At 74.3% G+C, this 13,478-nt stretch carries 13 protein-coding genes; 2 read left to right on the top strand and 11 right to left on the bottom strand.

The window, feature by feature from the left end; translation table 11 throughout:
• A partial coding sequence (locus ACODSY_RS19655) for a S9 family peptidase (protein WP_488953575.1) occupies positions 1–2,157 on the top strand: 2,157 nt, incomplete at its 5' end.
• Here ACODSY_RS19655 and ACODSY_RS19650 read toward each other — a convergent pair.
• The 10 genes from ACODSY_RS19650 to ACODSY_RS19605 form a co-directional block, all read right to left on the bottom strand.
• The gene (locus ACODSY_RS19650; protein ID WP_488953574.1) at positions 2,054–3,853 is read right to left on the bottom strand and encodes an asparagine synthase-related protein; all 1,800 of its coding nucleotides are present in this window, start codon (positions 3,851–3,853) and stop codon (positions 2,054–2,056) included. The genes ACODSY_RS19655 and ACODSY_RS19650 overlap by 104 nt on opposite strands.
• Positions 3,843–4,484 carry a lasso peptide biosynthesis B2 protein gene (locus ACODSY_RS19645; RefSeq protein WP_488953573.1) on the bottom strand — a complete coding sequence of 214 codons (642 nt, stop codon included), beginning with the start codon at positions 4,482–4,484 and terminating at the stop codon, positions 3,843–3,845. The genes ACODSY_RS19650 and ACODSY_RS19645 overlap by 11 nt, the downstream gene beginning before the upstream one ends.
• 41 nt (positions 4,485–4,525) lie before the next feature.
• The gene (locus tag ACODSY_RS19640; RefSeq protein WP_488953572.1) at positions 4,526–4,651 is read right to left on the bottom strand and encodes a hypothetical protein; all 126 of its coding nucleotides are present in this window, start codon (positions 4,649–4,651) and stop codon (positions 4,526–4,528) included.
• Positions 4,652–4,735: 84 nt separating this feature from the next.
• Positions 4,736–5,377, bottom strand: a complete 642-nt coding sequence (locus ACODSY_RS19635) for a GntR family transcriptional regulator (protein WP_488953571.1) — start codon at positions 5,375–5,377, stop codon at positions 4,736–4,738.
• Between the two features lie 184 nt (positions 5,378–5,561).
• Positions 5,562–6,512, bottom strand: a complete 951-nt coding sequence (locus ACODSY_RS19630; RefSeq protein ID WP_488953570.1) for a DUF2493 domain-containing protein — start codon at positions 6,510–6,512, stop codon at positions 5,562–5,564.
• Positions 6,513–6,794: 282 nt separating this feature from the next.
• Positions 6,795–7,007, bottom strand: coding sequence for a hypothetical protein (locus ACODSY_RS19625; protein ID WP_488953569.1), 213 nt, complete (start codon positions 7,005–7,007; stop codon positions 6,795–6,797).
• A 130-nt stretch (positions 7,008–7,137) separates the two neighbouring features.
• Positions 7,138–8,934, bottom strand: a complete 1,797-nt coding sequence (locus tag ACODSY_RS19620; RefSeq protein ID WP_488953568.1) for a ParB N-terminal domain-containing protein — start codon at positions 8,932–8,934, stop codon at positions 7,138–7,140.
• 155 nt (positions 8,935–9,089) lie between these two features.
• Positions 9,090–9,509: a DUF2958 domain-containing protein gene (locus ACODSY_RS19615; protein ID WP_488953567.1), complete on the bottom strand. Its 420-nt coding sequence runs from the start codon at positions 9,507–9,509 to the stop codon at positions 9,090–9,092.
• Positions 9,506–10,474 (bottom strand): DUF7146 domain-containing protein, encoded by a 969-nt coding sequence (locus ACODSY_RS19610; protein WP_488953566.1) that lies wholly within the window; start codon positions 10,472–10,474, stop codon positions 9,506–9,508. The genes ACODSY_RS19615 and ACODSY_RS19610 overlap by 4 nt, the downstream gene beginning before the upstream one ends.
• Positions 10,474–11,130, bottom strand: coding sequence for a JAB domain-containing protein (locus tag ACODSY_RS19605; protein ID WP_488953565.1), 657 nt, complete (start codon positions 11,128–11,130; stop codon positions 10,474–10,476). The genes ACODSY_RS19610 and ACODSY_RS19605 overlap by 1 nt, the downstream gene beginning before the upstream one ends.
• Before the next feature lie 613 nt (positions 11,131–11,743).
• On the opposite strand from ACODSY_RS19605, the gene ACODSY_RS19600 reads away from it, so the two are divergent.
• Positions 11,744–12,586, top strand: coding sequence for a hypothetical protein (locus ACODSY_RS19600; RefSeq protein ID WP_488953564.1), 843 nt, complete (start codon positions 11,744–11,746; stop codon positions 12,584–12,586).
• Here the strand turns inward: ACODSY_RS19600 and ACODSY_RS19595 are convergent.
• Entirely contained in the window at positions 12,583–13,467 is an 885-nt protein-coding gene (locus tag ACODSY_RS19595; RefSeq protein WP_488953563.1) for a cation efflux transmembrane domain-containing protein, read from the bottom strand. The two genes, ACODSY_RS19600 and ACODSY_RS19595, sit on opposite strands and share 4 nt — an antisense overlap.
• Positions 13,468–13,478 lie beyond the last annotated feature (11 nt).

The following is a 13,478-nucleotide window of genomic DNA, read 5'->3' as shown; positions in this document are numbered from 1 at the left end:
GCGTGGCCGGCCACGCGCGCCGTGCGCTGGCTGGGGATCGCGCCGAACCTGCACGCCACCGCACGTGCGGTCGCCTGGCGTGGGCGAGACACCCTTGTCGCGCTCGCCCTGCCCCCCGCGGATGCCGTCCCGCTGGACCTGAAGCTGCGGCGCTATCCCATCGCCATCGCCGAACGCCGGGCGCGCACCGCCGCCGGCGAGGCGAGCCCCACGGTGGTCGGCAGCGGCCGTTTCCTCGGCCTTCGGCCGCGGACGCCGGACCGGCAGTTGCTGGAGATCGACCTCGCCGCCGGGACCACCCGCTGCGTGGCCTCGGGGCCGTTCACTGACCTCGAGCTCTCCCCCGACGGCCGGCGCGCGGCAATCCTGGCTGAGGACCGGGACATCCCCCTCGACCCTGAGCGGGCGGTCCAGGCGGACTACGGCATCGAGGTGGTGCGCAGCCGTCTCGAGATCGTCGATATGGCCTCGGGCGGGCAGACTCCGGCCTGCGGCGGCTGCGACCTCCTGGGCCAGCTGCTCCGCTGGTCGCCGGACGCCGGGGCGTTGCTGGTCTTCGCCCGCCGCGACGGCGAAGCCTGGACACAGGGACGGTTGCTCCAGGTCGCCGCGAAGGACGGGACGGCCCGTGTGGTCGGCGCGGGCCTGCGGCCTGTGGTGTCCGGGCGGCCGGGCGTGGTCCGGGCGGGGTGGATGGGACGCGACCCGATCGTCTTTGCCCGACCGGTCGGGGACGTCGGCGCCGGCCGGGCGGACTGGTTCCGCCTGGCCGGCGCGCGCGCCATCAACCTCACCGCCACGCTGCCGACCGTCCCTCCGGACCCGGCGATCCTCACGCCGGAGGCGCTGTGGCTGGTGAGCGGCGGCCGCCTCTGGCGCGCGGACCGCCATGGCCTCGCCCCCTCGCCCTGGCCGGACGACCCGGCGCTTGGCTTGGTGACGCCGGCGCCGGGCGGCCTGCGGCCGCGCGCCGAGCTCGGTCCCAACCAGTCGCCCGACCTCACCATCGTCACCGGCGCGCCCTCCGCCCCCGCCGTCCGGCTCGGTCCCGGTGCGGCCGCCGCGCCCTTGCCGGAACCGGGGGTCGTGGTCGCCGCCAGCGCCTCCGGCGCGGTGGCCCGCGCCTTCCCGGAGGGAGGACCCGAGGTGCTGTCCTGGGTGCGGCCTGGGGCGCCGCCGGTCACGCTCGCCACGATCAACCGCGGCCTTTCCGACGTGGACGCGCCGCGGGTAATTCCCGTGCCGCACCTGGGGCCTCGCGGGGAGCGGCTGACGAGCTGGCTCATGCTCCCGCCCAAACCCGCAGGGAAGCCCGCTGGGGACCCGCCGCCGCTGGTCGTCTGGCCCTACCCTGGCTCGACCTATCCGAGGTTCCCCGCCTATCTCGATGCCCGTACCGGCGGGGGGATCGAAACGCCCGCGCTGCTCGTAGGCGCCGGTTACGCCGTCCTCATCCCCAGCCTGCCGGACACCCCGGAGGACGACGGCCCGGCTGCCGGGCTGGCGGCCCGGCTGCTCTCCATCGTCGAGGCGGCCAGCCGCCTTCCGGGCGCGGCGGCGCCGTTCGACGCCGAGCGCCTGGCGATCTGGGGCGCGAGCTTCGGCGGCTATGGGACCCTGGCCGTGATCGCCCAGACCGACCGGTTCCGGGCCGCCATCGTCCAGGCCGCCCCCGCCGACCTGGTGAGCATGCACGGGGACTTCGGCCTCAAGCGGCTGGTGCTGCCGGAAGGGGGCCTGGGCGCAAACCCGTCCGCCGGGTGGACCGAGGACCTCCAGGGTGCGATGCGCGGACCGCCCTATTCCAACCCGGCGCGCTACGTGGCCAACAGCCCGGTGTTCGCCGCGGACCGCATCCACACTCCGCTGCTGATCTTCCACGGCGAGCTCGACGCCATTCCCATCGGCCAGGCGCAGGAGATGTTCTCAAGCCTGCACCGGCAGAACAAGGACGTGGTGCTGGTGACCTATTGGGGGGAAGGCCACAGCTTCACGAGCCCCGGCACGATCCGCGACTACTACAGCCGCGCCTTCGCCTGGCTCGACCTCCACCTCAGAGCAGCCTCGACCGGACCCCATCCCGCGACGCCGTCGCCAGGTCCGGCGCCCGCCCCTGCCAATGCCGCACCCAGGCTTCCACCATCGCCGCCCCCATGACCCGCGCGCCGTCGGCCCGGCGGATCAACTGGTCGGGCTGCAGGGCGAGGTCGAGGGCGCGGCGATCCAGGACGCCCCATTCGGCCAGGACCCCGTCCATGAGGAAGGGACGCAGCACCTCCAGGCTCGCCGCCGTCCGCCGGCTGTAGAGGGACGTAAGCGCCCCCTTCGAGCGACGCTCGGTGATCGACGCCGGGACGCGATCCGCGAAGGCGGCGCGCGCCACCGCCCGGTCGCGTCCCCCCGCCACGTGCGCCCAGGCCGGGATGGACAGGCAGAGTTCCACAACGGGCTGGGCGAGCAGCGGGTGGCGCAGCCGCGCCGCCTCCGCGCGTCGGCAGAGGCCCGCCGCCAGCTGCGAGGCCGCGACGAGTTCGATCTGCAGGCGCTTGGCCGGCGCGACGTGCTCGGTTCCTTCGAGCCAGCGATGCGCCGGCCGCGACGGCGCCTCCCGGGTGCGCGAGCCCCACACCCCCGCGCGGGCCCGGTAGTCCTGCGCTGGCGCCCGGCGAGCCGCCCACAGCGTCGACCACACCGAGCGCCGGAGCCACCGGGCGATGTCCGCGGCGAAGGGGTCGGGCCATGGCAACCCGCCCTTGGCGGCGCGATAGTCGGCGAGGATGCGCGGCGTGGGCATCTGGAAGAAGACCGCGTCGCCGCCCTTGCCGGTAAAGATGGTGTCGGCGCCTTGCGCCAGCGCCAGGCGGGCGGTGTGCCGGTCCCGGTCCGCATCGAGGGCGTTCAGGGCCGGCCGCGCACAGCGCGCGAAGTCTGTGAAATCCGACAAGGCGACCGCCCCGGCAAGCTTCGCCGCCTCGACCAGGGAAAGGCCCGCCGCAGAGCACGCCGCGCGGGCCCACGCCCGCTCGTCACCCTCCGGACGGTCGCCGAAGTAGTTGAGGCCGACCAGCTCGGCCCGACCGTCGGCCGCCCGAGCGAGCGAGGCCGCGACGATCGCGGAGTCCAGTCCGCCGGAGATCTCCACCAAGGCGCGCCCGCAGGCGCCGACCTGGGCCGCGACCACGCCATCCACCACGTCGCGGAGGCGGGCCTCGGCATCGTCGATGGCGACGTTGCCGGCGAACGTCTCGGGCCGCCAGATCGCCACCGCCCGCCGCGCATCGGCGCCCATCGGCTGCAGGTCGCCCGGGGTGACCGTGTGGAACCCCGCCAGTCCGCAGCGATCGAGGGTCGACAGGGGACGCCGCACGAAGTCGGTGATGGCGTCCCAGTCGAGCGCCAGCCTGTGGGGCGCGAGCCCGAACGGGAGGTGGGTGAGCTCGCTGGCGACGGCGACCACGGCGCCCGCCTTCCAGGTCAGGGCGTCGAGCCCGCCGGACGGATTGCGGAAGACCCACGGCTCGCCGTCGGTTGGCCCCCGCAGGATCGCCACGTACTCACCCCAGGCGCGCGTCGAGAGATGCCGCGCGGCGCGCTCGACGGAGATGTCCGGCGGCGGCGCGACGGCGGTCCCGGGACCGTGCGGATGGATCTCGCCCAGGATGAGAAGGCTCGGGTGGAGGCGCCGAAGCGACGGCCCGCTACCGCGGCCCCACACCTCCAGGCCTGCGCCCTGCTCCAGCGGCGACCAGTCGGCGGACCTGAGCGCCTCGCGCCAGACGGCCGCCTCGCCCGCCGCGTCCTCCGAAGCCGGGGGCCAGGCAAAGGCCAGGAACTGCGGGGCCTCAGGCGACATGGATGAGCGTGTAGGCGCGCAGCTGGTCGGCGTGGTCGTCGAGCGACACCTCGTCGAGCTGGAGCCAGCAGTGGGCGGAGAACGGCCAGGTGCGCACGCCAAAGCACCAGTGCGCGTCCTGCCCGCGACGCTGGAGGAAGCGCAGCAGCGCGAAGCTGCGCACGAGACACTTGGCCGGCAGCGGCAGCCAGACGAGCGCGCGCTCGAACGCCGCGCTCAACCGCAGCACCTCGCTGCGTGAGCCTTGCCCTGCGGGGCGACGGCGGCGGGCATGGCGGAGGATGTGCGCCAGGGAGCGGCCGCGATAGTGCCACGCCACGTCCCACAGCACCCCGGCGATCGCCCCGAGGTCGGAGGGCGTGATCCGTGCCGGTGGCTGGTCGCAGGCCGATCGGACGGCCACCGGCAGGAGCCGGGCCGCCGGGCGCCCGGCCTGCGTCGCCGTCAGACCGGCGGCGGACAGTTGGGCGGAGAGCTCTGGGTCCTGGATGAGACCCTCGGCGTTGACGCCCTCGCGCCAGACCGCGGCCAGGCCGGGCAGGCAGAGGTAGTCGTCGCGTCCCACGTCGAGGACCACGACGTCGTCGTCCACCAGGGCGACATGGACATCCGGGCGAAGCGAAAGCGACATGGGAAGACGGCGGCGCCGGGCGAACCGGCGCCGCCTCGACATCACGGCTTGAAGTACAGCGTTTCGTCGATCTCGACGTCGTCCCCGTCGGGCTCGCCGTGCGTCGACGCCTTGGCGCCCCCGAGGCTCAGGAGCCGGAAGTTCCGCAGGCTGAACAGCTTCATCATCTTGACCTCCCTGGTCGTATCTGCCGCTGATTGCGACGAGTTAAGTTCACAACCTGGGATGTGTATATTCAATCTATATTCGCTCTATTTTCTCGACCCGCGGGCGGCCGGCTCAAGCAAGGCCGCCAGCCGGTCCGATTCGCGGATTCGCAGGGCGTGAAACTGGCGCAGCGCGGCGAGCCGGTCGCCGCGCGGCAAGGTCACGTCGAGCAGCACCCGCGCCTCCGCCTCGAGTTCCGGAAGCACCTGGGCCTCCACCCGGCGGACGGGGCCGAGTTGGATCTGGATGACGCGGAAGGCGCCGAACAGCGGCCGGCTGCCGGTGGCGCCGACCCAGGCGCGGAAAAGGCCGTCGACGCTCGCGACCGGGTCGAAGGGCGGGCCAGCGCCGTCCGAAGACTCTTCTGCGGCGGCGGGTGTCGGCATGCGACTCGTGCGCCGCGGCTCAAGGGCGATGAACAGGTGGGCGAGGTTCAGGCGGTACAGGTCGGCGATGTCCACCGCGCCCAGGCGGCGGACGAAGTAGCCCTGCCCCCGCCGGTCCTCGAGCAGGCCTTCGCCGGTCAAGCGCGACAGCGCCTCGCGGACCGGGGTCGTCGAGAGGCCGAGGTCGTCCGCCAGGTCGACGGCGGTGGCGCGCGCGCCGGGCGGGAGCACGCCGCTCTGCAGCCGCTCGCGCAGGGCGGTGAGCGCCACATGGAACGGTTCGGCCTGGGGCTCGGCCATCGCACTGACTCCGTCGGCCTCGTGAGGGCGAAGGCGGAAGGAGGCGCGGCGCCCCTGGAGTGTGACAAGGGCGATATTTCACCCAGGCGCCGGCCTCCGCCTGTGGCCGCCGCGAATATTCACAATGCACGCCAGAATGTGGCGGGCCGTGCGTCCGATCCGACACGGCCCGCCGCGTTCGATCTCAGGGGCGCTCGGGCCCAGCTGACTTCGGGCCGATCCGCACGCACGGGACATCGCGACGGCGCGCCTGTTCGGCGAGGTTGAGGGCGGGCCCGAACGGCGGCGCGGCGGCCGCGGAAGCGGGTCCCAGGGTCTCCGGCAGCACCAGGACGCACACCGGCTGCAGCGCCATCAGCTGGTCGTTGGCGCGGAAGGGCGCCGCCCGGCCGAACCGCGCGAAGTCGGGCCGCGCCAGGACCAGCCGGACGCCCTTCTGCTGCGCCCAGCGCTTGGCGAGACGCTCGCCGCCCGGCGCCCCGGTGAGCGCGAGGCTCATGCCCGGGAACTTGCAGAACGCCCAGTTCAAGGCGTCGAAGATGCGCCCCGCGTCTTCGGGCGTGTCGCTGCGCGGAGATGCGCGGAACGCCACGACCGCATCGCCGGGATCGGCGCCGACTCTCCGCCTGTCCTCTAGCGCCCGGATCGCGGCCTGCGCGTCGAGCTGCGCCGCCGTGCTGGTTCCGCCTCGCACCGAGCCGCGCCAGGGGCTCCAGACCTCGCGGGTCGCCGTCGCGTAGCCCTCGGCCGCCGCGTCGCGGACAATGGCCAGCGCGCAGGCGGCCACGTCGAGGGCGTCGGCCCGTGTCTTGGCCTCCTGCAGGTCCACGTCGGCCACCTCCGAGCCGTCGAAGTCGCGCAGCAGCCCGGCGAGCTGCTCGCGCTCGCGGTCGGCGTCGCGCTCGAGCCGCTGGACGCCGGCGTGCAGGCCGCCGATCAGGGTCTCGCAGACCGTCACGACGTGGTCCTCAAGGGCGCCGTCGAGGACGAGGTCCAGGACCTCGGTCATCAGCGCATGGCCGAGTTGGGTGAGCTGCGGCTCGGTGGGGTGCGGGCGCGGGTCCTGCAGGGCGGCGGTCCGGGCGTCGAAGGCGTCGAGCTCGGCGGTGTTGAAGAAGCTGGGAAGCGGTCGCATGGCGGTCTCCTGGGGTTACGAGCCGAAGCTCGCGACCTCCGGCCGCCGGGACGGCCCGCGGGCCAGGGCGCCGCAGGCGGCGTCAGCGCACCCTTGCGCGCGGGCCGGCGCGGTGGCGCTCCGTCGCGACCCTCGCTTCGGCCGGCGCCGAGGAGACCGGCACGCGCGCCGCGCGCCGAGCGACACGCATCGCCGAACCGTCGACGCCGTCATGCTCCGACGCCCCCAGCCCCGGTCCCAGGCGCTCCCGGGACGCCTGGCGCGCGCGGCAGAGGGGGAAGGCTATTGGTAGGTCACCGGGTGCTTGCGGCCGAAGCGGGCGGCCAGGTCTTCGCGCAGGGTCTCAACCTCGGCGTCCAACCGGACGAGCTCCTCCGGCGACGCCCGCGCTGCGCGGGCGATCATGGCGAGGCAGCGGTCGACAATCGCCACCGCCTCGGCGCGGCCGCGCAGCCGGATCCGCAGGTCCAGGAAGTAGGCGAGCTGTTCGTCCATGGGTCTTCGCCTGCAATGGACGAACCAGACCCGCCGGTCAAAGCCGCGGCCCACCGCCGCAGGCCACGCAACGCACGCCCTCGCCGGGGGCGAGGGCGTGCGCGCGTGCAGGGGTCGGACCAGGACGCCCCTATTCGGCGGCGATCGCCTGCGGGGCGGCGCCGATCGCCGCCTCGGCCCGGCGCAGCAGCGGCGCCACGGTGCGGGCGCGGCGGGCCGGCGCGAAGGGCCGGCGGGTGTAGGCCTGGGCGGGGAAGCCTAGCCACTTCGGCGTCCAGCCCTCGGCCTTCGTTCGGCCGTTGGCCCCCTCCAGCAGGTCCCGCAGGATGGCCTTCTGCGTTTTCACCTTCTCGGCGAGGTTGCCGTCGGCGACCTTCTTGCCGCCCACCTCCTTCAGCATGGCGTTCACGGTCTCGCGGTCGCGCATCAGGTCGAAGAAGGCCTCGTCGGGGGACCAGACCTGGCCGATGTCCACCTTCAGCCAGACGCCCGCCGCCTCCACCGCCTCGCTGCCGGCGGCGAGGCTGTCGGCCATCACGACGGCGGCGACGGCGAGCACGTCGGCGTCCGGCAGGGCGAGCAGGCGCGCGAACAGCCCGGCGACCCCGCCCTCCGGGCGCTGGCCCAGGAGGTCGCGCGCGTCCGGCCGCAGCCCCAAGGTCCGGGCGGCTGCCGCGCGCCGCTCGGCGTAGGCGGCCACGGCCCCGTTCGCCGCGAGGCTCGCGGCCAGGGCCGGGTCGCCGCCACGCCGGCTCTCGGCTTCCACCCGCCAGTGCCCCGCTCCCGCCACGGCGTGGGCGACGAGCAGGCGGAGCGCCACGCCCGGCGCCTCGGCGAGCGCCAGCCGCACCGCCGCATGCCTATGCAGGTCGATGTAGGCCTCCTGCGCCTGGGTGACCTCGGGCCGCGCGAGCTTGGCCGCCTCGGCGGCGGCGGGGTCCTCGCCCCGCGCCGCCTTGGCCGCCGCCGCCTGGGCGCGGCGGGCCTCCTTGTCGCTCAGCCAGCCCTCATGGACCTCGACCTCGCCGCGCGCCGACACGGTGATGAACACCTTGCCGCCCTTGGCCTTGGGCGTGGCGGTGTGCTTCCAGGCGTAGAAGGGCTCGCCGACCTCCAGCACCTCCACCTCGCACCAGCCCTCGGCCAGGAGCGCGTCGCGCCGCGCGGCGATCGCCTCGTTCTGGCAGCGCCAGAACTGGTCGGCCTCCACGAACCAGCTCTCCTCCCCGAACAGGTCGGCGCGGATCTCGCCGGGATAGTCCTCCAGCGAGAACAGCGCGTGCTTCGTCGGGATCGAGGCCCCGCCGAACAGCCAGGCCTTGAGAGCGGAGCCGGTTGGCGCCCGCTGCTGGGGGTCGTCCAGCAGCGCCAGCCAGGCCTTCTGCTGCGCCTTGCTGGCCAGCGTCAGGCAACGGACCGTGGCCACGTCGACCTCGTCGCGGCGGTAGAGGTTGCGGATCCGCGGCAGCAGGTTGCCGAGCGCCAGCGTCCGCCGGACCACCACGTCGGACATTCCGAAGACGGCCGCGATCTGCTCGGCCGTGCGCCCCGACTTCACCAGCCGGGTGAAGGTCTCCCAGCAGGTGACCTCGTCGGGCGGCAGCCGGCCGAGGTTCTCGATCAGCGAGGCCTCGATGGCGGCGGCGTCGTCGCCCGGCTCGAGGATGCCGATCGGGACGGGATCGATCTCAACGCCTTCGGCGATCGCGGCCAGGGCGGCCTTCCAGCGGCGGCGGCCGGCGACCACCTCGAAGCGGTCCGGGACGGCGGCGCCGTCCGCCATCGTCTCCAGCACCAGCAGGGTGAGGAGCACGCCGCGCTGGCGCACGGACGGCAGGATGTCGGAGACGTCGGGGTCGGGCCGCCCGTAGTGCATGTTGAACGGCGAGAGGGTCAGGTTGCGGGGGTCGGCGAATGCCAGTCTCATGGTCTTACTCCTGGGGGTCAGGGGTGTGAGTCGGCCCTCGCCACCCACGCTTCGGCGGGACAACGGCGGGGGCTCTTGCGCCGGGATGGCGCGGATCGCCCGGCCGAGGCCGGGCATCCGCCGGCGACCGCAGCCGCCGGCGAAAGGCGGTGAGGTCAGGCGCCAGGGTCGCGCGCGGGCGCGATCGTGCGCACGATCTGCTCGGCTTCGCGGATCGAGCCGCAGCGCCGGGCGATCTCGGCCCACTGCGAGATCGGCAGGCGACCCTCGAAGTGGACGTCGCGCTCGATGGTCAGGCCGAACGGCAGGGTCACGGCGGTCAGCTCGCGCAGGCTGACGGAGCCCAGCTCGGCGCAGCCCATGTCGAGGTCGCAGAGCCCGAACATCGTGTCGCCGTCCGGGTCCAGCTCGGTGATCAGCCAGGTCCCGGGCCCCGTCGGGTTGAACAGCTTCAGGACCGGGACCGGATCGCCATCCGGCCGGGCGGCGTTGGCGGCCAGGGCGGGGCGCAGGGCGTCGGGGATGAGGACGAGGCCGTCGTCGTGCGGCAGCGCCTCCTGGGGATTGGGAGTCATGGCTCGGATCTCCGGGCCGGCGGCCCGGACCATCCGTCCGCCGCGCCCGCCCGAACCCGCCCTTCCTCCGCCTCCCCTTGCGGCCAATCCGCCGCCTCGGCCTCGTTCCAGTCGGCGAACGGCGCCGGGGGCCAGTGCAGCGCCACCGCCAGCCCGAGCGCGCGGAGGTTGGCTGCCAGGATCCGCGCCGACCGCTCGCCGTCAGCGCCGCGGTCGGCGGCGATCAGGACCGACCGGACGCCGTCCGGCGGGCGCCAGCTGCGCAGGTTGCGGGTTGAGAGCAGCGCCCAGGGCGGCAGACCGAACACCCGCGCCGCCGACAGACAGGTGAAGACCCCCTCGCCCACCAGCAGCCGCGGGCCGCAGGTCGCCAGCCGCACCGCCGACCCCGCCGGGCAGCCGCCCACCGTCTTGCGCGGCGTCCGGACGGTGGCGCGGTGTCCACCCGGCGCGAGGTAGGTCACCTCCAGCCCCCACAGCTCGCCCGCGGGATCGCGGATCGCCGCCAGCAGGGCCGGCCGACGGACGCCCCGGCGCGCATAGACCGCCGCGGGGACCGCCGGATGGTGGCGCAGGTCGTCGGGCGGCGCGCCGCCCACGCCGCGGAGGCGAAGGTGCCGGTCCGAGAGCGTGCCGCCGAGCGGCCGCCCCTCCGACCAGAGCGCGCGGGCGATGCCGACGCGGGCGGCTCGCGAGGGGAGCTCGCCATGCGCCGGCGCCAAGCCCTGGACGCCGGCCAGGCGACCGTCCTCGTCCACGAGGCCCAGGTCCCGGAGCTGGGCCAGCACGTCGCGCCAGTCGTCGCCGGCGAAGCTGTGGACCACCACCCGGGTCCCCGCGAGCAGCAAGGACACTGAACGGTCGGCCGCGCTGTGGCCGGGTCCCGGCACATTGGCGCGGAGCCCGCCAGCCAGCAGGTCGCCGCCCAGCGCCTTGACGACGGCTGCGAGGCTCGGCCGGACCATCAGAGCAGCCCCATGGCCTTGAAGCTCGCCACGCGCTCGCCGGCCACCAGGAAGTGGTCGTGGACAGAGATCCGCAACGCGCGTCCCGCCTCAGCCACGAGCTTCGTGGCGTCGATGTCGGCCTGGGAGGGCGCCGGGTCTCCGCCCGGATGGTTGTGGGCGAGCACCACGGCCGAGGCGTTGAGCTCCAGGGCGCGGCGCAGCACCTCCCGCGGATAGACAGGCACATGGTCGACCGTACCCTCGCCCATGACCTCGTCGCGGATCAGCCGGTTGCGGCGGTCCAGGAACAGCACCCGGAACTGCTCGCGCGCCAGCCCGCCGAGCACGGCGCGCAGGTAGTCGGCGACCACGGTCCAGCCCGGCAGCAGGGTCCGCTCCCGTAGCGGCGTGACCAGCACCCGCCGCACGAGGTCGTGCGCCAGGCCCAGGCGCGCCGCGCGCTCGGGCGACACGATGCGCTCCAGGGCGGCCGCGTCGGCGGCCAGCACCTCCGGCAGCGACCCGAACGCCGCGAGCAGGGCCTCGGCCTCGCCCAAGCGAAGCCCGCCAGCCAGCTGCAGCGCCTCGCCATCGTCGAGCGCCAGTGGGCCAGCGTCGCGCAGGCGCCGGGCGACCGCCGCAGCGGGTTCGGAGATTGGGGGCTGGGACGGCATGACCGCCTCCGCGGTGTCTGGACGGCCCCCGATGCGGGACCGACCCGAACCGCCCTTCCTCCCCCTCCGGCGGGGGCGTTGCGGGGGCGCCGCCCCCGCAGAAGGGGTCGGCCGAGACGCCTCGGGCTCGGCCGCAGGGGAAGGCTTTCCCCCTCAGATCTCGCCTACGGATCCCATCAAATCTCGACGTCCCGATCAGGGAGAACCCGTCCGAACCACGTCTTGGCCCTCCGACGGCCGCACGCCGAATGGAGCCCAGGGCCGATGATCCTGACCCGCGAAGACCTCCACCGCCTGGTCTGGTCGAAGCCGATGCCGCAGGCGGCGCGCGCGCTGGGGCTCGCGGCCGCCGAGCTCGAGCGGATCTGCCAGTCCCTCGACGTGCCGTTCCCCTACTCGGGCTTCTGGCGCGGCGACGCGCCCCAGGACACCCGGCCGCGGAAACTGCCGTGGGCCCGCCCCGGACGTCCGGAGACGGTAAGCCTCGACCGGCCGTTGCCGCCGGCGGCCCCCGGAAGCGCCGGTAGCCCCAGATGCGCCTGCCGACCACTCCACGGCGACCCGCGGCAGAGCGGACGCGCCGCCGCCGCCCCGTATCGGCGCGCCAGGGCGGATGCCCACCGAGATGCTGCACCCGATCCTGGCCGGCCGCCGCGAAGCGTTTCGCCAGCAGGCGAGCTTCTCCTTGGCTCCGGCCCGCGCACGCGTCGACGAAGACCCCCTGGAGCGGCGTTGCGAACGGCTCCGCCACCGGCTGTTCACGGCCCTGGAGCGGGGCGGACACCGCGTGTGGACCGAAGGCCGATCGCTCTACGACGTGCGCTTCGAGGTCAGCGGCCAGTTGGTCACCCACACGATCCGAGAGCGCTACACACGCACCAAGCGGCGGCTCACGCCCGAGGAGGCTCGCGATCCCTGGAACGTGGCGCGCGGCCGCGACCACGCATTCGAACACCGGATGACCGGGGAGCTGGTGCTAACCACCCAGACCCGCAGCTACGGCCGACGGACCGAATGGCGCGACCACCCGCGCCACGGCCAACTCGAAGACCGGATCGACGAGATCGTCGCCGGCATCGAAGCCGCGGCTCGCGAGGCCCAGCAGATCGACGCCGAGCGCCGCGAGGCGGAGGCCCGCTGGCGGTATGAGGCCGAGCGACAGGCGGAAGCCGAGCGGCAGGCGCAGGCCGAGGAATCCCGCTGGGCCCGCCTCTGCGAACTGGCGGAGTGGCACGAGGAGGCTCTCCGGGTCAGCAGGCTGCTCGCGCAGCTGCAGCCGGCGGCGACGCCTCGGACGGACATCGATCCTGAAGCCGCGGCCTGGCTTGCGTGGGCGAAGGCCAGGCTCCTGGACTCCGATCCCGCGACGTGGAGCCTGGAAGAGATCGTCCGACACGTGGACCGTCCTCCAGCTCCCTCCGTCGGCGAGGCCGAGCAGGAGGACGAGGGGCTCTAAGCCGGCGCCTGTTCCCGGCCAACCGTCCGCGCCTCCCTCAGGTCGCGTCGCGCGTGGCCGACGATCGACCAGGCGGACTGCAGGAAGAGCCCGGCGATGACGAAGGCGACGATCAGGTCCGGCCAGGGCGTGCCGGTCCAGGCGACCAGCCCGGCCGCGATCACCACCGCGAGGTTGCCGAGCGCATCGTTGCGCGAGAACAGCCAGACGGCGCGGACATTGGCGTCGCCGGCGCGATGGCGCATCAGCACGAGCGCGGCGGCGACATTGACGACCAGGGCGATGGCGCCGAACAGCCCCATCGTCTCCGCATTGGGGGCGTTGAGAACGAAGACCCGATAGACCGTGCCGACCAGCACCCCGGCGCCGAGCAAGCCCAGGAACACGCCCTGGATCAGGGCGGCGCGCGCGCGCCAGGCGAGGCCCCAGCCGATCGCCAGGAGGCCGAGGAAGCTGATGAGCCCGTCGCCCAGGAAGTCCAGGGCGTCGGCCTGCAGCGCCTGCGATCGGCCGGCCAGGCCGGCGCCGATCTCGAGGACCCCGTAACCGACATTGAGGAGGACGACGATCCAGAGCGCGCGCCGGTACCCGGGATCGCGCGGGACCGCCTCCGGAGCTTCGGAAGCACCCCCTGCGTCCCCCGCCCCTGCGCCGACGCGTTCGAGGTGGTAGCCCAGCCCCTGCACGCAGCGCTCGACCTCCGGAAGCGTCCGCGCGCCGTCGTCCGCCTGCAGGGTCATCAACCCGGAGGCGATCGAGACCCGGACGTCCCTGACGCCGGCGAGCCGGCGCACGCCCGCTTCGATCTTGGCGGCGCAGTCGCCGCAGTCCATCCCGGTCACGCGGTACTGGGCGCGGCCGGCGACGAGACCCTCACTCATGACGTAGTCCT

Source organism: Phenylobacterium sp. FG114 (genome assembly GCF_057809855.1).
The sequence above is the reverse complement of the archived record's forward strand: the minus strand, read 5'-3'. Positions and strand labels throughout refer to the sequence as shown.